Raw genomic sequence first — 21,407 nt, forward strand, 5'->3', positions numbered from 1 at the left:
TATAATGAAAGGGTCGTGAATCTGTAAAAGATAAGCGGCCTTTTTCTATAACACAAACTGGACTATAATAGTTATATAAAGGAGAACTAAATGGAAGAACTGAAATTTCTGGAGGAGCAGCAGGTAGCCTCTGAACTGATAAAGAGAGTAGAAGAATTCCGCAGCCAGTATGAGGTGGTACCGGAGACTGCAGGCAGGATTGTGAAACCATCCATTCCATTTTACGGAAAAGACATTCTGGAAATGGCCATTGCCGGACTGCTCAAAGGGGAGAACCTGTTACTCACCGGTCCGAAGGCAACAGGAAAAAATATCCTTGCAGAGAACCTGGCATATATTTTCAACCGTCCCGCGTACAATGTTTCTTTTCATGTAAATACTAACAGCGGAGATCTGATCGGCACAGACACTTTCGTGGACAACGAAGTTAAGCTCCGCAAAGGAACTATCTATCAGTGCGCAGAATACGGTGGTTTCGGAATCCTCGATGAGATCAATATGGCAAAGAATGATGCAGTTTCCGTTCTTCATGCAACCCTGGATTATCGCCGTTCCATCGATGTCCCGGGCTATGACAAAATTGATCTTCATCCGGCTGCCCGTTTTATCGGAACCATGAATTACGGTTATGCAGGAACCAAAGAACTCAATGAAGCGCTGGTATCCAGATTCCTGGTTATTGACATGCCGGCTCAGACTGAAGAATCCCTGAAATTTATTTTCCAACGGATGTTTCCGAATATAAAAGAAAACGCCAGAACACAGTTCATCGGAGTATTCCTGGATCTTCAGCTCAAAGCCACAAACAGTGAAATTTCCACCAAACCTCTGGATCTGCGAGGTCTCCTTGCAGCCATGAAGATTGTAGAAACCGGACTTTCTCCGAGAAAAGCAGTTACTATGGGAGTGGTGAACAAGACCTTTGACATTTTCGAGAAAGAAATCGTAGAGGATATTGTGAAAACCAGAATTCCGGCAGACTGGACAAGGGATGATGTATATGAAAGATGAGAAAATCGTAGAAATCGACGATTACCGTCTGGAACTGGAAAACAGGATCCGCAATCTCCTCTGGACTATCAGCGGGGATTACACGTTAAATATGAAAGTAGACGTTTCCCTGTATCTGCGCTCAAAAGCAATCGCTCTGTATGACGGCATCAAGCAGGGCGCTCTGGCAAAATATTATGACAGGAATCTGCTGGGTTTATATCTGGTAAAAAAAGTCTTCTGCCAGGCAGGAGAAGGAGAACTGACTGCAGTAGCACAGCTATGTGTAGAAGAAGCAATCGGGGACAAAATCTGTCAGGAACGTCCGGGAGTCCGGGAGATGCAGAAGGAAGCATTCGAGGATATCCTGGATCAGGAGTTTGAACGGATGCCCGCATACGGAGATATTCTTGGCCGATTGAAGATTGCCATCCTGCGTGACCGTTTACAGAATGGAAACCATTATGTAGAAGAGCGTCTTCGAAAAATCCGCGACATGGTTTACAAAGCCAGAACAGCTGCAGACACTATAGAATTGATCCGTATTATTGACAGTCTTTACAACACTATCATTGATCCGAATTTTGAGAAAGATCATGGAACACTGGAACAGGTTATGGCAGTCACCCTGGAAGAACTGACAGAATACGACTGGGAAGATTTTCTTACAGAAGAACTTTATGAGGAAGCTCTGGAGAGTTACATCGAACAGATGACAAATAAGATTACGGACATGGAAGACACTGCTGTCACTGAAGAAATGGAAAAACAGCGCCAGACCAAACACAAAATTACAATTCTCACAGAGGAAGAACTTGAGAAAGCATACACCTATGTTGAGTTGAATTTCGGAAAAACTTATCTGACTCCTGCAGAAGAGAAGCGAATGAATTATCTGATGTGTAGGGAACTTCACAGGGACTGCAGCCTTTATTTTACAGAAGGAATTCTTAAGAATCCGGTCAAACGAAACTATCAGTACGAATATGCAGTGCGATTAAAGAATAAGAATATCTGGCTCTACCATGACAAACACAGAATCGTAAAGCAGAACATCGCATCCCTCACAGACCTTTTACGAAAGACACTGGTGCTGAAAAGCGAGACGCAGGAAGTACTGTCAGACAGAGGAACGATCATTCCGTCCAGACTCTGGCGTGTGGGCAGAAGCAGTGAAGCAAATCTGTTTAAAAGAGAATTGAAATCTGATGCATCTGATTTCGTAGTAGATGTGCTGATCGATGCCAGCGGTTCCCAGATGTCCAGGCAGGGAGATGTGGCATTACAGGCTTATATCATCAGTGAAGCATTAAGTAATGTAAACCTGCCTCACCGTGTCATGAGCTTCTGCACATTCTGGGACTATACGATCCTTCACAGATTCCGTGAGTACGATGATCCACAGTCAGCTAATGAAAATATTTTTAATTATGTAACTTCTTCCAATAACAGGGATGGACTTGCCATCAAAACCGCAGGATACGGTCTGCTTCAGAGATCTGAGGAGAAAAAAATCCTCATTGTATTAAGTGATGGAAAACCATATGATGTCATCGTAAACAGACCTCACGCAAAGAACCCGGAACCTTATATGGGAAAATATGCGATCAATGATACTGCTACAGAAGTGCGGCACCTGCGAAACCTTGGAGTAAGTGTTCTGGGAGTCTTTGCAGGGGAAGAAAAGGACCTATCCACAGAAAAAAAGATATTTGGAAAAGATTTCGCATATATCCGGGATATTTCGAATTTTTCCAGAATTGTTGGGAGATACCTGATTAAACAGTTGGATTCAGATGAATAGACTGATAAAACAGGGTAAAAATATGCTGTTTGAGCGTGTTGATATGTTAAGAGATTATCAAGTTAGCACGTTAATATGGTAAAGTGCATAAAAAACCAGTTTTTTCACCTTGCCTTTTTGTATAAATTTCGCTATAATGTTCTATGTTTATAAATCAATACAAAAGGGAGAGGAAATCATGAACGAAAACAAAGAGTTCAAACCGTATATTCCGGCTGACAAGATCACACCAGAATTTACGGTGACATCCATCATCATGGGTGTTATCCTTGCAGTCATCTTCGGTGCAGCCAATGCTTATCTTGGTCTGCGTGTTGGTATGACTGTATCTGCTTCCATTCCGGCAGCAGTTATTTCCATGGGCGTAATTCGCAAGATCATGAAAAAGAACTCCATTCTGGAGAGCAACATGGTCCAGACAATCGGTTCAGCCGGTGAATCACTGGCAGCCGGTGCAATTTTCACAATGCCTGCTCTGTTCCTTTGGGCAGAAGAAGGACTTTGTGAAATGCCGGGTATCGTGGAAATCACATTAATCGCACTTTGCGGTGGTGTTCTTGGTGTACTTTTTATGGTACCACTTCGTAACGCACTGATCGTAAAAGAGCATGCAACACTTCTTTATCCTGAAGGAACTGCCTGCGCAGATGTTCTTCTTGCAGGTGAAGAGGGTGGTGCAAACGCTGCGACAGTATTTTCAGGTATGGGAATCGCAGCGATCTTTAAATTTGTCGTTGACGGTTTAAAGGTAATCCCTGCAGACGTTGCAGTAGCATTTAAAGGATTCAAAGGTGAAATTGGTATGGAATGCTATCCTGCACTTCTCGGTGTTGGATATATCGTAGGACCAAGAATCGCATCCTTTATGTTTGTTGGTTCTCTTATTGGCTGGATGGTGCTGATTCCGGTAATCTGTCTGTTCGGAGCTGATACAGTTATGTATCCCGGAACAGAAACAATTTCTGCTCTTTATGCAGCAGGCGGAGCATCTAAAATCTGGAGTACTTATGTAAAATATATCGGAGCAGGAGCTATCGCAACAGGTGGTATTATTTCTCTGATCAAATCCCTGCCTCTGATCATTGCAACCTTCCGTGATTCCATGAAGAGCATGAAGGGTGGCAAGAATACAAGTACAGAAAGAACTGCACAGGATCTTCCAATGAACGTTATCCTGATCGGTATTGTGGCAATGGTTGCGATCATTTGGCTTGTTCCGGCTATCCCGGTTAACCCGATCGGTGCGCTGATCATCGTAATCTTCGGCTTCTTCTTTGCAACTGTATCTTCCCGTATGGTTGGTCTTGTAGGAAGCTCCAACAACCCTGTATCAGGTATGGCTATCGCTACTCTTCTGATCGCAACAATGGTTATCAAAGCATCCGGCAATACCGGTATCGACGGAATGAAAGCAGCAATTGCTATTGGTTCCGTAATCTGTATCGTAGCAGCGATCGCAGGTGATACTTCACAGGACTTAAAGACAGGTTATCTTCTTGGTGCAACTCCTAAGAAGCAGCAGATCGGTGAGCTTATCGGTGTTGTTGCTGCCGGTCTTGCTATCGGTGGAGTTCTTTATCTTCTGAACACTGCATGGGGATACGGAAGTGCAGAAGTACCTGCTCCTCAGGCAACTCTGATGAAGATGATCGTAGAAGGTATCATGGGCGGCAAGCTTCCATGGACACTGGTATTTATCGGTGTATTCCTTGCAATTGGTCTGGAAATCTTAAGAATTCCGGTTATGCCATTTGCTATCGGTCTTTATCTTCCAATCTACCTCAACGCTGCTATCATGATCGGTGGTGTTGTTCGTATGTTCGTTGACGGAAGAAAGAATGTTGATGATAAGAAAAAAGAAGAACAGGCAACAGACGGTACACTTTACTGTGCAGGTATGATCGCAGGTGAAGGTCTTGTAGGTATCCTTCTTGCAATCCTTGCAGTAGTAAACGTAAGCAGTGTATTTGATCTCTCCGGAAGCATTAACCTTGGTAATGCAGGCGGCGTGATCCTGATGTTACTTATGATCTTAAGCCTTCTGAAATTCAGTATCTGGAACAAGAAGAAAGCCTGATCAGGCGGAGATGATAATATTTAAATGAGTAAAAAGAAAAAAGAAATACAGATCAATTATCTGGATCTCATTCCTGAGCGCAGTGCACAGCTTCGCTGGCATACGGATATCAGGGGGAGAATGGTGTTGGAAATAGAGAATAAGGGCGCGTTTAACACGATTGCCCAGAAGCTGTTTGGAAAACCCAGATATACGAAGATACATCTGGATGACAATGGCACATTTATCTGGCCACTCATAGATGGCAGGAAGACAGTGGAAGATATTGCTGCACTGGTAAAAGACGAATTTGGGGAGAAGGCAGAGCCTTTATATCCAAGGATCGTTAAATACTTCCAGATAATGGAGAGTTATCATTTTGTAAATTTTATCAATAAGCCTGAAAAATAAGGTAAGAATAAGAGCGGGAGCAGTCCTTCATGGATTGCTGCCGTTCTTGTAGTTTATGGAAGAATAATTACGGCACAGTGATAAAGCGGTATCTCTGGCTGATATTCATGAAAGCATAAAACAAATATTATTTTTACAGAATACAAGGAGGCAAATGAATGAAGTTAGTAAATGGAAAAAGATCACAGCTTCTGGAATATCTGATGATCATAGCAGGAACCGGATTAATGGCACTGGCGATCAATTCCGTATTTGATGCATCAGGTATGGTAACCGGAGGCTTTTCAGGTATCGCGATCATTATAAAAGCAGGGAGTCAGGGAATCATTAACGGTGGTATCCCTCTCTGGGTAACAAATATGGGTTTGAACATTCCACTGTTTCTGATCGGATGGAAGATTAATGGATTCTCCTTTGTAAAAAAAGCTTTGATAGGAGAAATTGCTCTGTCCACCTGGCTTGCCATAGAACCTGTATGGAATCTTGCTGGCAATGATCTTCTTCTTGCCGCACTTTACGGTGGTGTGATCCAGGGTGTGGGAATCGGTCTTGTCTTTCTGGGCGGTGGAACAACCGGAGGAACCGATATGATGGCAGCTATCATCCAGAAATATCTGCAGCACTATTCAATCGCACAGATCATGCAGGTTATAGATGCAGGCGTTGTACTGGTGGGTATGTATGTGTTCGGCATCCACAAGGCACTCTATGCGATTATTGCGGTATATCTGGTGACAAAAGTATCTGACAGTTTGATTGAAGGTCTGAAATTCTCAAAAGCTGCCTATATCATTACAGCAAAGCCAAAGGAAATAGCAGATATGATCATGAAAGATCTGGACAGAGGTGTGACAGGCATCAGTGCCAGAGGAATGTACTCAGGACAGGATAAACTGATGCTTTTCTGCGTGGTAAATAAAAAAGAGATCGTAATGCTTAAAGAAAAAGTAGATGAAATTGATCCGGAAGCCTTTGTGATAGTGACAGATGCCAGGGAAGTTCATGGAGAAGGTTTTATTGAAAAAAAGTAACACAAAAAAATATATAAAAAATTGTAAATTTTTTTCTCTTTCCTCTTTCATTTTTGGTAAATATATATTAAAATACAATACAGGTATAAGGTTTTATAGTTAAAACGGAAAATAAACACTATAGGATGAGAAGGGATTGAAATCAGATGATATCGAATCAGGTGCTTCAGAATACTCTTGAAGGGTTAAAAGAAATTTCCAGAACAGAATTTTGTGTACTCGACACAGAAGGCAAAGTGCTTGCAAGTACTTTTGCAGATTTTTCCATTGCAACACAGGATGTACAGGCTTTCGTAGAATCACAGGCCGACAGCCAGCTTGTAAAGGGGTTCCAGTATTTTAAAGTCTGTGATGACTATCAGCTGGAATATATACTGGTTGCCCATGGCGACGATGAAGATACTTATATGGTTGGCAAGCTCGCTGCTTTTCAGATCCAGAATCTGATCGTAGCGTATAAAGAACGCTTTGACAAAGACAGCTTTATCAAGAACCTGCTTCTTGACAACCTGCTTCTTGTTGACATTTATAATCGTGCGAAGAAACTGCACATTGAGGCAGATGTCCGCCGCGTAGTCATGATCCTTGAAATGCCACAGGAGAAAGACCACAGCTCCATGGAAAGCGTGAAGAGTCTTTTCGGCGGTAAAAGTAAAGACTTTATCACAGCAGTAGATGAGAAAAGTATTATCGTAGTCAAGGAACTTGAAGATGGTGAGAATTATCCTGAGATGGATCAGCTTGCACATACTATCCTTGATACTCTTGGAATGGGAAATGACGGTAAGACACATATGGCATACGGTACTATCGTCAATGAACTGAAAGAAGTATCACGCTCCTATAAAGAAGCCCGCATGGCTCTTGATGTAGGTAAGATTTTCTTCGGAGATAAAGAAGTGATCGCATACAGCTCTCTGGGAATCGGACGACTGATCTACCAGCTCCCGATCCCACTCTGTAAGATGTTTATCAAAGAAATCTTCGGTGGCAAATCCCCGGATGACTTTGACGAAGAGACTCTGGTTACAATTGATAAGTTCTTCGAGAACAGCCTCAATGTTTCAGAGACATCCAGACAGCTTTACATCCATAGAAACACTCTGGTCTATCGCCTCGATAAACTCCAGAAGAGTACAGGTCTTGATCTCCGTGTTTTTGAAGATGCCATTACATTCAAGATTGCACTCATGGTAGTACGTTATATGAAATATATGGAAACACTGGAATACTGATATATTATAATAGAAGGAAAATTTTCAATGCCTGCCACAGCTTTAATTGCTGACGCAGGCATTTTTGACCTTTACAAATCCAGCCTTGCAGTGTATAGTTAGAAATCGAGATTGCAATTGATAAGGTATGCAATATCCTGAGACATGCAAGCCAAAATTCCATTGCTGCAGGCAATTTGGAATGAATGTTGGCTGCGTTACTGTGAACATTCTATGAATCCTCAAAAATCTCTTGCAATCCCCAAAAACATACATTACAATAATGTTACAAATTCATTAACCCATTGGAGGAAAAATCTATGATAGATCTTATAGATGTAAGCAAGTCCTATGGTCCCGGCCTTCCGGCAGTGAACCATGCGAACTTACATATAGATAAAGGTGAATTCGTCTTTGTAGTAGGAAACAGTGGTTCAGGAAAAACAACCCTGATTAAACTTCTTATGAAAGAGCTGGATTCCACATCCGGCCAGATCATCGTAAGCGGGGAACGTCTGGAAGGAATGAAACACAGAAGAGTAGCCAAATACCGCCGTAAGCTGGGCGTAGTATTTCAGGACTTCCGTCTTCTGAAAGACAGAAATGTATATGAGAATGTAGCGTTTGCCCAGAGAGTAGTCAACCGTCCCACAAGAGTAATCCGTAAACGTGTCCCGGAGGTACTTCAGGAAGTTGGACTTGCTGTCAAATACAAATCCTTCCCGGATGAACTTTCCGGTGGAGAACAGCAGAGAGTAGCACTGGCCAGAGCTCTGGTAAACCGTCCTGATATTCTTCTGGCAGACGAACCAACAGGTAACCTCGATCCTAAGACATCCGAGGAAATCATGAAGCTTCTGGAGCAGATCAATGACAGAGGAACCACAGTCCTTGTTGTAACACACAACAAAGAGATCGTAAATGCAATGAAGAAACGTGTAGTTACTATGCATGAAGGTTCCATAATAAGTGACGAGAAAGAGGGAGAATATCATGAGGCCTAGCACAATATGGTATACCCTGAAACAGGGTATCAAGAACATTAAGAGAAACTGGATGTTTTCCCTGGCATCTATCATTACCATGGCTGCCTGTATTTTTTTGTTTGGCATTTTCTTCTCTATCGTGAATAACGTAAACAATGTTGCTCATAAAGTAGAGCAGGAAGTCCCGATCACAGTATTCTTTGATAAAGGAACAACGAACAAACAGATCAAGGCAATCGGTAAGAAAATTAAGGAACGCCCGGAAGTAGAGAAAATTGAATTCACATCCGCTGATGAGGCATGGGAAGAATTTAAAGAGACATATTTCCAGGGATCTGAAGCGGCAGACGGATTTAAAGATGACAATCCGCTTGCAAACCAGGCAAACTACAGTGTATACATGAACGATATCACGAAACAGTCAGAGCTGGTTTCTTATATAGAAGGGCTGAAACATGTACGTCTGGTAAATCAGTCCGAGGAAGCAGCCAAGACACTGGGAAATGTCAATAAACTGGTTTCCTATGTTTCCATTGCAATCATAGCATTATTACTTATCATTTCTAGTTTCCTGATCAGCAATACAGTATCTGTCGGTATTGCAGTTCGTAAGGAAGAAATCGGAATCATGAAGTACATAGGAGCGACCGATGCATTTGTAAGAGCTCCATTCCTTCTGGAAGGCATTGTGCTGGGAGTTATCGGTGCTGCTATACCGTTGGTCGGACTTTATTTCTGCTATAATGCAGCGGTATCCTATATTCTGAACAAATTTAATGTGCTGACCGGTGTGGTTGATTTTATCCCGGTATGGCAGATTTACCAGACATTGCTTCCTATAGGACTGGCACTTGGAATCGGAATCGGACTGATCGGAAGTTTCTTTACAACAAGAAAGCATTTAAGAGTATAATAAAAAGCAGATAAGCATGAAGCTGCCGGAACAATGATATCATATCATAAACCGGTGGCTTTTTTTACAGGAGTGCAGACATGAAAAATAAAGAATTTTGGAAAGGTGCAGTAGCAGGAGCACTGGTTGTGACATGCATCGGTACAGGTGCCTTTGCGGGAACAGGTCTTGCAGCAAAAGGAACAGCTCTTGGTGATCGCAAGTGTACATCAAAGCTGGCATATCTTGAAGAGCTGATCGACAGATACTATCTGGGAGATAAGGATGAAGAAAAGCTTCAGGAAGGGCTTTATGCAGGTCTTCTCTATGGGCTGGATGATCCTTATTCCAGATATTATACAGCAGAGGAATACGATTCTGAGAATTCTTCCAATGAGGGAAGCTATGTGGGGATCGGCATTCTTATGGAGAAGAACAAAGAAGGCGGAGTAAAGATTGTTGAATGCTATGAGGGCGGTCCCGGAGAAAAAGCAGGACTGGAGGAAGGGGACATCATCAGTGCCATTGACGGGGAAGATATTACAGAGGATGAAGTATCTGATGTTGCAGACATTGTCCGCAATTCAGATAAAGACAGTGTGGTGCTTACTGTTCACAGAGAAGGTGCAGAAGATGCCATGGAAATCACAGTCCCTGTCACAGATGTGGAATTACCGTCTGTTTTCCATGAAATGCTGGATTCTAAAATCGGCTACATCCGTATTACACAGTTTACAGGCGTTACCGGCGAACAGTATCAGGAAGCTTTTGATGACCTGCAAAAACAGGGAATGGAGAAAATGATCGTGGATCTCCGCGATAATCCGGGTGGACTTCTTGATTCTGTCTGTGATGTCCTGCGGAAAATCCTTCCGGAAGGACTGATCGTTTACACCGAAGATAAGGACGGAAACAGAGAAGAGGAAAAATGTGATGGCAAAAACGAACTCCGGATTCCGCTTGCAGTCCTGGTAAATGAAAGCAGCGCCAGTGCATCAGAGATTTTTGCCGGTGCAGTGCAGGATTATGGTATTGGAACGATTGTCGGAACAACTACTTACGGAAAAGGCGTGGTACAGTCCATCCGCCAGCTCTCAGACGGAAGTGCCATTAAACTGACTGTTGCCAACTACTACACTCCAAAAGGAAACAACATCAACAAAACAGGAATCAAACCTGATATAGAGGTTTCTCTGGATACCAGCCTGCTGAATAAGAATAAAGACGAGATCACCCATGATGAGGATAATCAGCTGCAGGAGGCGATTAAGGCAGTTGAGAAGGAAAAGTAGTTGTTTGGCTGATAGTTTGATGCTATACTGTATGTAGCTGTATTTATAATAGAAGTATTTTTATTATAGATGAAAAGCCCATTACTGAGCAGGCAGCGGATTTTGCTTCGTAACTGAAAAAATAGTCAAGCGGATATTCGCAATTGAAGCAGGGGACTTACTTGATTCGGTTAAACAGTTAATGGGCAGAAAGTGAAAAATATCAGAAAAAGAGGGCGACAACATGAGCGAATATGTGATCACCACCGACAACAATTCAGATCTTCCGGAGGAATATCTCAAAGACCATGGAGTAGGCTGCATGTATCTCAGTTATTCCATGGATGGAAAAAATTATACACATGGAAATTTCCTTCCGGAGCATGAATTTTATGAGGCAATGAGAAACGGTTCCATGCCAACCACAGCACAGGTAAATCCTGAAAATGCAAAAGCACTGCTGGAGCCTTACCTGAAAGAAGGAAAAGATATTCTTCATATTGCATTTTCCTCTGCCTTAAGCGGTACATACAATAGCAGCCGTATCGCAGCAGAGGAACTGATGGAGGATTATCCGGACCGCAAGATCATCGTGGTAGATTCTCTTGGCGCTTCCCTTGGTCAGGGGCTTCTGGTTTACCTTGCACAGGAGAAGAAAGAGCAGGGAGAAGATCTGGAGACAGTTGCGAAATGGGCAGAAGAGAACAGGCTTCATATGGTACACCTTTTTACAGTCAACGATTTAAACCACCTATACCGCGGAGGCCGCATTTCCAGAACTACTGCAGTAGTAGGAAGTATGCTGAATATTAAACCGGTCCTTCATGTAGACAACGACGGAAAACTCACTGCCATCGGAAAAGTCCGCGGCCGTAAAAAATCCCTTCAGGAGCTGGTAAAGCTTATGGATGAGAAAATCGGCAGCTATCATGACACCTGCCATACCATCTTTATCAGTCATGGCGACTGCGAAGAAGATGCAAATTATGTGGCAGAGAAAGTAAAAGAAAAATACCAGATCAACACGATTATCATGAATCAGGTAGGAGCCACCATCGGCGCTCACTCAGGTCCGGGAACAATGGCTTTGTTCTTTGTGGGAGATGAAAGATAAATTAGTTTTTTTGTAAAATGGTTTCATGGTATCATTATCCTGCGGGAAGATAAATGATACTGTGGAACCACTTTTGATATTACAGGAGAATTTTATGAAATTATTAAAAAAAGCATTCGCATTCACATTTATATTTATGCTGAGCGTTTCAGGACTGACAGGATATCAGGTAAACGCCTCAGAGGAGCCAAAACATCTAGATATCCTGTTCACCCATGATCTGCATTCTCATTTGAACAGCTTTCAAACGATTGTAGACGGGACACAGCAGGAGACCGGTGGGTTTGCCCGGCTGAAAACATTGATCAATGAGCACGAGAAAGAGAATACAGATACACTCATACTGGATGGCGGAGACTTCTCCATGGGAACTCTGATACAGACTGTATATGACACAGAGGCCGCCGAACTGCGGATGCTTGGATATCTGGGCTGTGATGTGACAACTCTGGGAAATCATGAATTTGATTACGGCTCCGATGGTCTGGCAAATATGCTGAACGCCGCAGTCAGTTCAGGCGAAAACCTTCCCGGGATGGTTGTGTGTAATGTGGACTGGGATGCAATGAAAAAAGCCGGATTCAGTGAAGGGCAGAAACAGATTTATGAAGCATTTCAGACATATGGAGTAAAAGACTATACGATAATTCAAAAAGGCGATGTAAAGATTGCAGTACTGGGTGTTTTCGGCAAGGATTCTCTGGATTGCGCTCCTACCTGCGAGCTTCTTTTCAAAGATCCGTCAGAAGCAGCAAAAAAAACAGTAGAGGAAATAAAGAAGAACGAAGATGTAGACATGATCGCCTGTGTATCACACAGCGGAACATGGGAGGACGAAAAAGTATCAGAGGACGAAATCCTTGCAAAGAATGTTCCGGACATTGATCTGATCGTCAGCGGACATACCCACACACAGTTGGCAGAACCAATCCTGCAGGGAGATACCTGCATCGTATCCTGTGGAGAATATGGGAAAAACATGGGAACACTTTCCATGACTCAGAAAGAGAATGGACGGTGGGAAACGGATACCTATGAGCTTGTTCCGGTTACGGATGAAATCAAAGCAGATGAAGCCACACAGAAGAAAATAGATGAATTGTCAGATACTGTTGACACCAATTATCTTTCCAATTTTGGTTACACCAGAGAGGAAATTCTGGCAGAGAATGACATTGAATTTAACAGCCTCAGTGAGATGGAAACAAAGCATGAGGAGTTAAATCTGGGAGATATCATATCAGATGCTTATGTATATGCAGTAGAGAATACAGAAGAATCTGACGGAGAAAAAGTAGATGTTGCAATCGTACCTGCCGGAACTGTAAGGGATACTTATACAAAAGGCAATATAACAGTGGAGCAGGTATATAATTCCTTCTCGCTGGGAACAGGAAAAGACGGGCTTGCAGGTTATCCTCTGATCAGTGCATATTTAACGGGAAAAGAACTGAAAACTGTGGCAGAGGTAGATGCCTCCATTTCAGATTTTATGACAATAGCCAGATTATATTGCAGTGGAATGAATTTCACCTATAATCCCCACCGAATGATCTTAAATAAAGTAACAGACTGTTATCTGACAGGCAAGAACGGGGAAAGGGAAGAAATACAGGACGATAAATTGTATCATGTTGTCACCGACCTGTACACTGGCCGTATGCTTGGCTCTGTTCTGGACAAATCCTATGGTCTGATATCCATTGTCCCCAAAGATAAAAACGGCAATCCCATAGAGAACCTGGAAGATTATGCAGTCATGGATGGAAAAAAAGAACTGAAAGCCTGGGCTGCAATCGCAGAATACATGCAATCCTTTGAAGACACAGACAAAGACGGAATTGCAAATGTGCCAGAATATTATGATACAACACACGAAAGAAAAGTTGCAGACAACAGCAAAAACATCATAAATCTGATAAAACATCCGAATAAATTTGCCATAGCGATTGTCGGAATATGTATTGTGGCTGTTGGGGTGATTCTGCTGCTGATCTTTGGAATTGTAAAGATTATCAGAAGAAGGAGATAGCATTTTACTATAAATATTACCGCATACATGATCGCAAAAGGCTTTCGGGATGCATATGATATTGCTGTATATATTTATACTGGAAAGTAGCGAATATTCAATTAGTGAATGAAAATGTAGACATATTGTGGATGCAGATTTCTGCATTTTGTGTTAGGATAGAGTAGTAAATACAACTTAAGAATTGTAAAGATGATTCGCAGATTATTTATTTCAAACATTTTGTGAAAAGAAAGGTGAAACGCAATGAACGTTATATGTTTCCATAACCCGGATGAAGAAAATGGCTATTTGAGCAACTGGTATCTTAGTCATTTCACAGTCAACGGAATAGATTTTTCGTCAATGGAGCAGTTTATGATGTATCAGAAAGCATGCCGCTTTCATGATGAAGAAATAGCTAATGACATACTTCATACAGATAATGTTGCTGAGATTAAGAAATTAGGTCGTAAAGTACATAACTATGATGAAAATGTCTGGAATGGTGTAAGGCAGCTTATTGTTTATGAGGGATTAAAAGCGAAATTCAGTCAAAACACAGACTTAAAACGACAACTTGTTGATACAGGTGATGCTGTGTTAGCTGAATGCGCAGTAAGAGATCAGATCTGGGGAATAGGTTTATCCATGGGAGATCCAAACAGATTTGAGCGAAGCAAATGGAAAGGCAACAATCTTCTGGGATATGCGTTAATGTTAGTCAGAGAACAGTTATAAGTGGAGGAACATAAAACAAATGCACCTTGAGTTAGCCAAAACATTGCGAAATTACGACAGAAAAAATTTATCAAAGGACATCCTCACCGGGCTGATCATTATGGCTGTCTCGATCCCGATTTCCATGGGCTATGCCCAGATTGCGGGGCTTCCGGCGGTTTATGGACTGTATGGCTCTGTATTCCCAATCATTTTGTTTGGGCTGTTTTCCACATCGCCTCAGTTCATCTTCGGAGTGGATGCAGCACCTGCAGCGTTAGTCGGGGCGGCACTGGTGGAAATGGGAATCCAGAGTGGTTCGAAACAGGCAATGGCGGTTGTGCCGGTGCTCACATTTTTTGTGGCAGTCTGGCTGTTTGTATTTGCATTTTTAAAAGCAGGAAAACTGGTAAACTATATTTCCGCACCTGTAATGGGAGGCTTTATCACAGGTATCTGCACCACGATCATTCTCATGCAGGTGCCCAAATTAATGGGCGGAACTGCAGGAAGCGGAGAATTGTCGGAGCTGGCAGAGCATATCTGGGCTACATTAGGGCAGATCAATCTGCCTTCCCTGATTTTAGGTCTGGTTTCTCTGGTCATCCTTCTGGTGATGAAAAAAATCCTGCCCAAGTTTCCTATGGTAGTAGTTCTGATGGCAGCAGGTGTATTATTATCCTATTTCGTCCCGATTTCCAACTGGGGAATCCGTACACTGGATGCAGTAGAACCGGGGCTGCCTGTATGGAGTATTCCTGATTTCTCTGCCATTGGTCTAAAAGAAGCGGTCATCTACAGTCTGTCAATTGCAGTAGTGATCATGGCGGAAACTTTACTTGGTGAGAATAGCTTCGCACAGAAAAATGGTTACAGGGTAAATGCTAACCAGGAGCTGGTAGCCTTTTCCATGGGAAATCTGGCAGCAGCTCTGACAGGCTGTTGTCCGATCAACGGTTCGGTGTCACGTACCGCCATCAGTGAACAGTACCAGGGAAAAACACAGTTGACCGGAATTGTTGCAGGAATTTCCATGATTCTTGTGCTTCTGGGAGCAACCGGGCTGATTGCTTATCTGCCGGTTCCTATGCTGACTGCAATTGTAATTTCCTCACTTCTGGGGGCAACGGAATTTGATCTGGCTGTACGTCTGAGGAAAATCAGCAAAAAGGAATGCCTGATTTACTGGGGCGCATTCTGGGGAGTGCTGACGCTTGGTACCATCAATGGAGTATTGATCGGTATTATTCTCTCCTTTGCCGAGATGATCATCCGTACTGCGAAACCGGCACGCTGTTTTCTGGGAGTGCAGCCGGGACACAGACATTTCGAAGATCTTACGGAAAGTCTGCATAACTGTGAGATTGAGGGAGTAGTGATCTACCGATTCAGCAGCAGCCTGTTTTTTGCAAATATAGATATTCTACAGCAGGATATTGAGAATGCCATTGGATCGGATACCAAAGCAGTCATTCTGGATGCCAGCGGGATTGGTAGCATTGATGTTACGGCTGCAGACAGGCTTGCAATTCTGTATCGTTCTCTGAAGTCAAGAGGAATTCGTTTCTACATAACAGAGCATATCGCTGAGCTGAATGAACAGATGCGCGCACTGGGACTTGGATTTATGATCGAAGAGGGACGTGTGCGTCGGACTATACATGTGGCATTGAAGGATATGGGAATCCATTATCCTTATCCTTTGAAGGGCAATGTAGATAATACAGAACGTTCTCCGTTCAGAAAGCGTGTGGACAACAGTGTACAGGAATTTGTCTGGGCTTTTGGTTCTGATTCTGAGGCAGAGATAGAGAAACAGATCCGTCTGCAGATTGAACAGCTGAAAGAGAACGGAGATATGCAGGAGCTGCTCCATGGTCAGTGGAATCATATGGATGAACTTGATGCAGATGCATGGATTGAGCATCTGGAAGAGCATATGAAAGAAATTGTAAAGATTTCCGGACAGGATGAACAGGAATTGACCGTACGTTTTGAGAAGCATCGAAAAAAACTCCGGGAACAGATGATGAAAGAGCATCCGGAGCTGGTGGCAATGTTCGAGGAGCGCAGGCGGCTTTTGGATGAGCAGCTTGAGAGAAAATGGCCGGATGTGTATGCTCTGGTCTTAAAACAGCGTGAGAAAGATAGCAGGTTAAAATAACAAGCAGTCTGGCATACAAATCAGAGCTTCTGAATCAGCGGATGTTCCCGGTAGTACATCCTGGTGAAGTTCAGGAATTTCTGCATATTGTCACTGATGTATTTCCCCTTTTTCCATACGATTCCGATTTTTATGCGGATGGGTGGACTGAGGGGAATTCCTTTTATGCCAGAAGAGGCAAATTTATCAGTCATGCTGGAATAGAGAAAGCTGCCATACTTGCAGGTCTTTACTAGCTGCAAAATGGTATAAATCTGGCTGCTGCGCATGACGATGTCCGGGACGTAACCGTCCGTTTCAAAGCGTGTTTTCAACAACTGGTTCTGTACGGAATCGGCATTGAAAAAGATCAAAGATTCTTTAGACATTTCTTTTGTGGTCACAACTTCTTTGTCTGCCAGTCGGTGGTCATCACTCACACAAAAAACAACCTGGTCGTTGGCCAGGAGAGCCTTGTTAAACTTATCAATATTATACTGTTCCATGTTTACCAGAGCCAGATCCAGAGTGTCATCCTGTACCAGATTGCAGGCACGGACAGAGCCATATTCCTCCAGAACAACAGCGATTTCCGGATATTGGTCATGAAATGCGATGAGAAGCTCAGGAAAAAAGACGGTGCTCAGCATAGGCGGAATTCCGATACGAAGAGGGGGTTTTACTCTCGCCATACTGGAGTAATCTGCCTGAAGCTCGGTGCAGTACTGAAGAATGTAGGTAGCTTTGTTATAAAGCTCTTCGCCTTCTTCGGTAAGAATCAGTCGGTTTCCCTTTCTATAGAAAAGGCTGATGCCGAATTCAATTTCCAGGTCACGGATGGCCACGGACACAGTGGGTTGAGTAACGTATAATTCCTCGGCTGCCTTTGTGATACTGTGGCAGCGGCTGGCTGTGCAAAAGTAACGGAGTTGGTTAAGTGTCATAAGTAATTTCCTCTAAGTTCGTTGTAATGTGTCGAAATATGTCATTTCTATAGCAAGTATAGTATTTTCTGAAACTGCTTTAAGTTATCTTCAAATAAAAAATACCATATACCTATCATAATTTCCATATTTATTTCTAAAGTTTTTTTTAATGTAGTAATATTGCATAAAAAAAACCTGCTAAAATTGAGATTATAAAAATTTTTTATGGGGATATGCAACCCATTAATTTGTTTTTTTATACGTGCATGATTTATAATAAACTCATCAAAGGAAACGTGCACGGCCGGTACCTTTCAAGAGAGATTAATAAAAAAAAGACAGATAAGTAAGACAAAAGCGAAGAGCAAAATAAAAAATGAAATCACAGAAAAAAGTGAAAGGAGATCAATAAAATGTCTCAACAAACAATCACACTGTTATTTCTTGTGTTTACGATCATTAGTTTCATCCTCGAAAAGATACCACTTGGGCTTACAGCTTCGATCTGTGCAATCGGATTGACACTCACCGGAGTAGTGGATGTATCTACAACGTTTTCACAGTATGTAAACAGTAACGTAATCCTTTGTGTTGGCATGTTTGTAGTAGGCCAGGCACTATTTGAAACAGGAATGGCAAATAAAATCGGAGGTCTGGTTACCAGATTTGCCAGAACAGAAAGAACATTGATCATTGCAATCATGGTAATCGTAGGTGTGATGTCCGGATTTTTATCCAACACAGGTACAGCAGCAGTGCTGATCCCTGTAGTCTGTGGAATCGCCGATGAATCCGGCTATTCAAGAAGCCGCCTTCTGATGCCGCTGGTATTTGCAGCAGCACTTGGCGGAAACCTTTCCATCATTGGCGCACCCGGAAACCTGATGGGTGTAAACGCACTTCAGGAAATGGGGCTTTCCACAAGCTTTTTCATGTATGCACCGGTGGGAGTCCCGATGCTTCTGGTAGGAATTATCTACTTCGTTTTCATTGGATACAGATTTCTTCCGGATGGAAAAGGGGCTGTAGGGGCAACTGTTGAAAAACAGAAAGATTTCAGTGATGTACCGAAATGGAAACAGACTGTTTCACTGATAGTTCTGATACTTGTGATTCTTGCAATGATTTTTGAGAAACAGATTGGAGTCAGCATTGAGATTTCTGCATGCATCGGAGCAATCATTCTGGTGCTGTTTGGAGTTCTTTCAGAAAAAGAAGCACTGGCTTCCATTGATCTGAAAGTAGTATTCCTTTTTGGAGGATCTCTTACACTTGCCAAAGCCCTGGACACAACAGGTGCCGGTGAACTGATAGCAGATAAGATCGTAGGACTTCTGGGTGCAGACCCGAACCCGATCGTGCTTCTTCTGGTAATATTCATTGTAACCTGTGCACTGACAAACTTCATGTCAAACACGGCCACAACCGCACTGATGATCCCAATTGCAGTTTCTCTGGCAAACAACCTTGGTGCGGATCCGAGAGCTGTTGTTATCGCAACTGTTATCGCAGGCTCCTGTGCATATGCAACACCGATTGGAATGCCTGCAAACACTATGGTAGTAGGACTTGGAGGATATAAATTCAAGGATTACGTGAAATCAGGTTTACCGTTGATTCTGGTATCCTTCGTGATCTGTATGATCCTTTTGCCTGTTCTGTTCCCGTTCTATCCGTGAGAGGATAAACCATATGAGACGGAAGATTTTCCGCTTAATGTAAATGTATCAATAGAAATAAAGCAGAAAACATGCTGCTTTAGATAAATAACCCAAAATTAAAAGCCAAACAACCCTAAACCATTGAATGATCAGGAGGTAAATCATGACTAAGGAAAATGGAGTTAAAGTATTAACAGACATGGTAGCAGACTTTGTTGCCCACATCGGAAAAAAATTACCGGACGACGTAGTAGAAAAACTGGAAGAACTTGGCTCTCAGGAAAGTGCAGCACTCCCAAAAGTACTTTATGAGACAATGACCAAGAACCAGGGACTGGCTGTAGAACTGAACCGTCCAAGCTGTCAGGACACAGGAGTTCTTCAGTTCTGGCTGAAATGCGGAACTAATTTCCCGTACATCAACGAGCTGGAAGCCCTTTTGAAAGAAGCTGTTGTACAGGCTACTTTTGCAGCACCATTAAGACATAACTCTGTAGAAACTTTCGACGAGTACAACACCAAGAAAAACGTTGGAAAAGGAACTCCGACTGTATGGTGGGACATCGTTCCAAATAGTGATAAATGTGAGATTTACGCATACATGGCAGGAGGCGGATGTACTCTTCCGGGAAAAGCAATGGTACTTATGCCAGGTGCAGGATACGAAGGTATTACCGATTTCGTTCTTGACCAGATGACAACCTATGGACTGAATGCTTGTCCTCCGCTTCTTGTAGGTGTAGGTGTAGGAACATCTGTAGAGACAGCAGCCCTCAATTCCAAGAAAGCACTTATGCGTCCGATCGGTTCTCACAATGATAACGCAAACGCAGCAAAAATGGAGAAACTTCTGGAAGACGGAATCAATGCAATTGGCCTTGGACCGCAGGGAATGGGTGGAAAATATTCTGTAATGGGTGTTAATATCGAGAATACAGCCCGTCATCCATCTACAATCGGTGTAGCAGTAAATGTAGGCTGTTGGTCACACCGCCGCGGTCACCTGATCGTAAATTCTGACCTTACAGTAACCTGTGATACACATTCCACATGGAAATTCAACGCATAATCGGAGGGAAAAAACATGATCGAAATCAGAGGAGATAAAAAAGTTCTTATTACACCAATCAGTGAAGAAGACCTGGCTGACATCAAAATCGGTGATATTGTATGGCTGGACGGAGATCTGATGACCTGCCGTGATGTGGCACATCGCCGTCTGGTTGAGTATGGAAGAGAACTTCCATATGATATCAAGGACAAAGCAATTTTCCACGCTGGCCCAATCGTTCGTAAAATTGAGGGAACAGAAGATGACTATGAAATGGTTTCCGTTGGACCGACAACCTCCATGCGTATGGAGAAATTTGAGTATGAATTTACTAAGCTTACAGGTGTAAGAGTAATCGTTGGAAAAGGCGGAATGGGACCGAACACAGAGCGTGCATGTAAAGAGTTTGGTGCGATCCACTGTGTATTCCCGGCTGGCTGTGCAGTAGTAGCTGCAACAGAGGTTGAGAAGATCGTAGAACATCACTGGGATGAGCTTGGAATGCCTGAGACCTTATGGTGCAACAAAGTAAAAGAATTTGGTCCACTGATCGTATCTATCGATGCACAGGGCCGCAACCTGTTTGAAGAAAACAAGGTTATCTTCAATGAGAGAAAAGAAGCCGCTAAGCAGGCTATTTATCCGGAAGTTAAGTTTATTAAATAATGCATTTCAGTTTTACAAAAGTAAAAACCGTACGATTTCTTCTTTATTGTTTCAAAGATAAAAAAAGATAAACATCATCTAAGATGAAAAGAAAAGGTGGCTCACAGATTTTCTTCATAAATAAATCCTTTCGTTTGTCATAGGCGGAAACCCACTGCCTTTAGGCGGTGGGAGGAGCCTTGTAAATCGTTATCTATTATCCCTGACTCTCAATATATTTTTGTATAGTTGCTGATGACACTTCTCCAATGCTACAAGCAAAATAACCATCTGACCAAAATATTTTTTTCTTCCAATACTGTTTTGATAAGACCGAATTATACTTTTGCCATAAGTAGTATGTTGTTTCCTGCTTTACAATTTTAACAATGTCGCATACTCTATCCGTTGTATCATAACTTAACAAAAAATGTATATGGTCTTTGTCTGTTTCCATAGCAATTATTTCGTAGCCACGAGT

18 protein-coding genes are annotated in these 21,407 nt (G+C 42.6%); 16 read left to right on the forward strand and 2 right to left on the reverse strand.

The window, feature by feature from the left end; all coding sequences use genetic code 11:
• Positions 1-90: 90 nt before the first annotated feature.
• The 13 genes from LJE12_RS14685 (at position 91) to LJE12_RS14745 (ending at position 16,664) form a co-directional block, all read left to right on the forward strand.
• The gene (locus LJE12_RS14685) at positions 91-1,011 is read left to right on the forward strand and encodes an AAA family ATPase (RefSeq protein WP_055058799.1); all 921 of its coding nucleotides are present in this window, start codon (positions 91-93) and stop codon (positions 1,009-1,011) included.
• Entirely contained in the window at positions 1,001-2,794 is a 1,794-nt protein-coding gene (locus LJE12_RS14690; RefSeq protein WP_173701238.1) for a cobaltochelatase CobT-related protein, read from the forward strand. Before LJE12_RS14685 ends, LJE12_RS14690 begins: the two co-directional genes overlap by 11 nt.
• Before the next feature lie 178 nt (positions 2,795-2,972).
• Positions 2,973-4,871, forward strand: coding sequence for an OPT family oligopeptide transporter (locus tag LJE12_RS14695; protein WP_008707353.1), 1,899 nt, complete (start codon positions 2,973-2,975; stop codon positions 4,869-4,871).
• Between the two features lie 24 nt (positions 4,872-4,895).
• The gene (locus LJE12_RS14700; RefSeq protein WP_022380147.1) at positions 4,896-5,261 is read left to right on the forward strand and encodes a PqqD family protein; all 366 of its coding nucleotides are present in this window, start codon (positions 4,896-4,898) and stop codon (positions 5,259-5,261) included.
• A 158-nt stretch (positions 5,262-5,419) separates the two neighbouring features.
• Positions 5,420-6,292: a YitT family protein gene (locus tag LJE12_RS14705; protein WP_227226620.1), complete on the forward strand. Its 873-nt coding sequence runs from the start codon at positions 5,420-5,422 to the stop codon at positions 6,290-6,292.
• A gap of 146 nt (positions 6,293-6,438) precedes the next feature.
• Positions 6,439-7,527, forward strand: coding sequence for a PucR family transcriptional regulator (locus LJE12_RS14710; RefSeq protein WP_008707357.1), 1,089 nt, complete (start codon positions 6,439-6,441; stop codon positions 7,525-7,527).
• 299 nt (positions 7,528-7,826) lie between these two features.
• A complete protein-coding gene (ftsE, locus tag LJE12_RS14715; protein ID WP_022380148.1) occupies positions 7,827-8,510 on the forward strand; it encodes a cell division ATP-binding protein FtsE in 684 nt (227 codons plus the stop codon).
• Positions 8,500-9,405, forward strand: a complete 906-nt coding sequence (gene ftsX / locus LJE12_RS14720; RefSeq protein WP_227226619.1) for a permease-like cell division protein FtsX — start codon at positions 8,500-8,502, stop codon at positions 9,403-9,405. Before ftsE ends, ftsX begins: the two co-directional genes overlap by 11 nt.
• An 80-nt stretch (positions 9,406-9,485) precedes the next feature.
• Positions 9,486-10,676, forward strand: coding sequence for a S41 family peptidase (locus LJE12_RS14725; RefSeq protein ID WP_055060603.1), 1,191 nt, complete (start codon positions 9,486-9,488; stop codon positions 10,674-10,676).
• Between the two features lie 223 nt (positions 10,677-10,899).
• Complete coding sequence (locus LJE12_RS14730; protein WP_161276527.1) at positions 10,900-11,769, forward strand: DegV family protein; 870 nt, start codon at positions 10,900-10,902, stop codon at positions 11,767-11,769.
• A 94-nt stretch (positions 11,770-11,863) separates the two neighbouring features.
• Positions 11,864-13,801: a bifunctional metallophosphatase/5'-nucleotidase gene (locus LJE12_RS14735; protein WP_331466193.1), complete on the forward strand. Its 1,938-nt coding sequence runs from the start codon at positions 11,864-11,866 to the stop codon at positions 13,799-13,801.
• Positions 13,802-14,047: 246 nt separating this feature from the next.
• On the forward strand, positions 14,048-14,521 hold the full coding sequence (locus tag LJE12_RS14740) for an NADAR family protein (protein WP_227226618.1): 474 nt from the start codon (positions 14,048-14,050) through the stop codon (positions 14,519-14,521).
• 19 nt (positions 14,522-14,540) lie between these two features.
• Complete coding sequence (locus tag LJE12_RS14745) at positions 14,541-16,664, forward strand: SulP family inorganic anion transporter (RefSeq protein ID WP_227226617.1); 2,124 nt, start codon at positions 14,541-14,543, stop codon at positions 16,662-16,664.
• A 20-nt stretch (positions 16,665-16,684) separates the two neighbouring features.
• On the opposite strand, the gene LJE12_RS14750 is transcribed toward LJE12_RS14745, so the two are convergent.
• Positions 16,685-17,587: a LysR family transcriptional regulator gene (locus LJE12_RS14750; RefSeq protein WP_227226616.1), complete on the reverse strand. Its 903-nt coding sequence runs from the start codon at positions 17,585-17,587 to the stop codon at positions 16,685-16,687.
• A 395-nt stretch (positions 17,588-17,982) separates the two neighbouring features.
• On the opposite strand from LJE12_RS14750, the gene LJE12_RS14755 reads away from it, so the two are divergent.
• The 3 genes from LJE12_RS14755 (at position 17,983) to ttdB (ending at position 20,947) form a co-directional block, all read left to right on the forward strand.
• On the forward strand, positions 17,983-19,248 hold the full coding sequence (locus LJE12_RS14755) for an SLC13 family permease (RefSeq protein ID WP_055052529.1): 1,266 nt from the start codon (positions 17,983-17,985) through the stop codon (positions 19,246-19,248).
• Between the two features lie 145 nt (positions 19,249-19,393).
• Positions 19,394-20,299 (forward strand): L(+)-tartrate dehydratase subunit alpha, encoded by a 906-nt coding sequence (gene ttdA / locus LJE12_RS14760; protein WP_055052528.1) that lies wholly within the window; start codon positions 19,394-19,396, stop codon positions 20,297-20,299.
• 15 nt (positions 20,300-20,314) lie between these two features.
• A complete protein-coding gene (gene ttdB, locus LJE12_RS14765; RefSeq protein WP_055052527.1) occupies positions 20,315-20,947 on the forward strand; it encodes a L(+)-tartrate dehydratase subunit beta in 633 nt (210 codons plus the stop codon).
• A gap of 196 nt (positions 20,948-21,143) precedes the next feature.
• Here ttdB and tnpA read toward each other — a convergent pair.
• The coding region (gene tnpA, locus LJE12_RS14770) for an IS200/IS605 family transposase (protein ID WP_227292245.1) at positions 21,144-21,407 on the reverse strand (264 nt) is incomplete at its 5' end.

Origin of the sequence: Blautia sp. DFI.6.71, from assembly GCF_020593585.1 — a bacterium.
Classification (GTDB): domain Bacteria; phylum Bacillota; class Clostridia; order Lachnospirales; family Lachnospiraceae; genus Blautia_A; species Blautia_A wexlerae.

Bases quoted from the DNA above. Each gene is read 5' to 3' on its own strand.
- LJE12_RS14755 (WP_055052529.1), top strand. From the start codon at position 17,983: ATGTCTCAACAAACAATCACACTGTTATTTCTTGTGTTTACGATCATT.
- ttdA (WP_055052528.1), top strand. From the start codon at position 19,394: ATGACTAAGGAAAATGGAGTTAAAGTATTAACAGACATGGTAGCAGAC.
- LJE12_RS14705 (WP_227226620.1), top strand. From the start codon at position 5,420: ATGAAGTTAGTAAATGGAAAAAGATCACAGCTTCTGGAATATCTGATG.
- LJE12_RS14710 (WP_008707357.1), top strand. From the start codon at position 6,439: ATGATATCGAATCAGGTGCTTCAGAATACTCTTGAAGGGTTAAAAGAA.
- LJE12_RS14745 (WP_227226617.1), top strand. From the start codon at position 14,541: ATGCACCTTGAGTTAGCCAAAACATTGCGAAATTACGACAGAAAAAAT.
- LJE12_RS14700 (WP_022380147.1), top strand. From the start codon at position 4,896: ATGAGTAAAAAGAAAAAAGAAATACAGATCAATTATCTGGATCTCATT.
- LJE12_RS14735 (WP_331466193.1), top strand. From the start codon at position 11,864: ATGAAATTATTAAAAAAAGCATTCGCATTCACATTTATATTTATGCTG.
- LJE12_RS14685 (WP_055058799.1), top strand. From the start codon at position 91: ATGGAAGAACTGAAATTTCTGGAGGAGCAGCAGGTAGCCTCTGAACTG.
- LJE12_RS14690 (WP_173701238.1), top strand. From the start codon at position 1,001: ATGAAAGATGAGAAAATCGTAGAAATCGACGATTACCGTCTGGAACTG.
- ftsX (WP_227226619.1), top strand. From the start codon at position 8,500: ATGAGGCCTAGCACAATATGGTATACCCTGAAACAGGGTATCAAGAAC.
- ftsE (WP_022380148.1), top strand. From the start codon at position 7,827: ATGATAGATCTTATAGATGTAAGCAAGTCCTATGGTCCCGGCCTTCCG.
- ttdB (WP_055052527.1), top strand. From the start codon at position 20,315: ATGATCGAAATCAGAGGAGATAAAAAAGTTCTTATTACACCAATCAGT.
- LJE12_RS14730 (WP_161276527.1), top strand. From the start codon at position 10,900: ATGAGCGAATATGTGATCACCACCGACAACAATTCAGATCTTCCGGAG.
- LJE12_RS14695 (WP_008707353.1), top strand. From the start codon at position 2,973: ATGAACGAAAACAAAGAGTTCAAACCGTATATTCCGGCTGACAAGATC.
- LJE12_RS14750 (WP_227226616.1), bottom strand. From the start codon at position 17,587: ATGACACTTAACCAACTCCGTTACTTTTGCACAGCCAGCCGCTGCCAC.
- LJE12_RS14740 (WP_227226618.1), top strand. From the start codon at position 14,048: ATGAACGTTATATGTTTCCATAACCCGGATGAAGAAAATGGCTATTTG.
- LJE12_RS14725 (WP_055060603.1), top strand. From the start codon at position 9,486: ATGAAAAATAAAGAATTTTGGAAAGGTGCAGTAGCAGGAGCACTGGTT.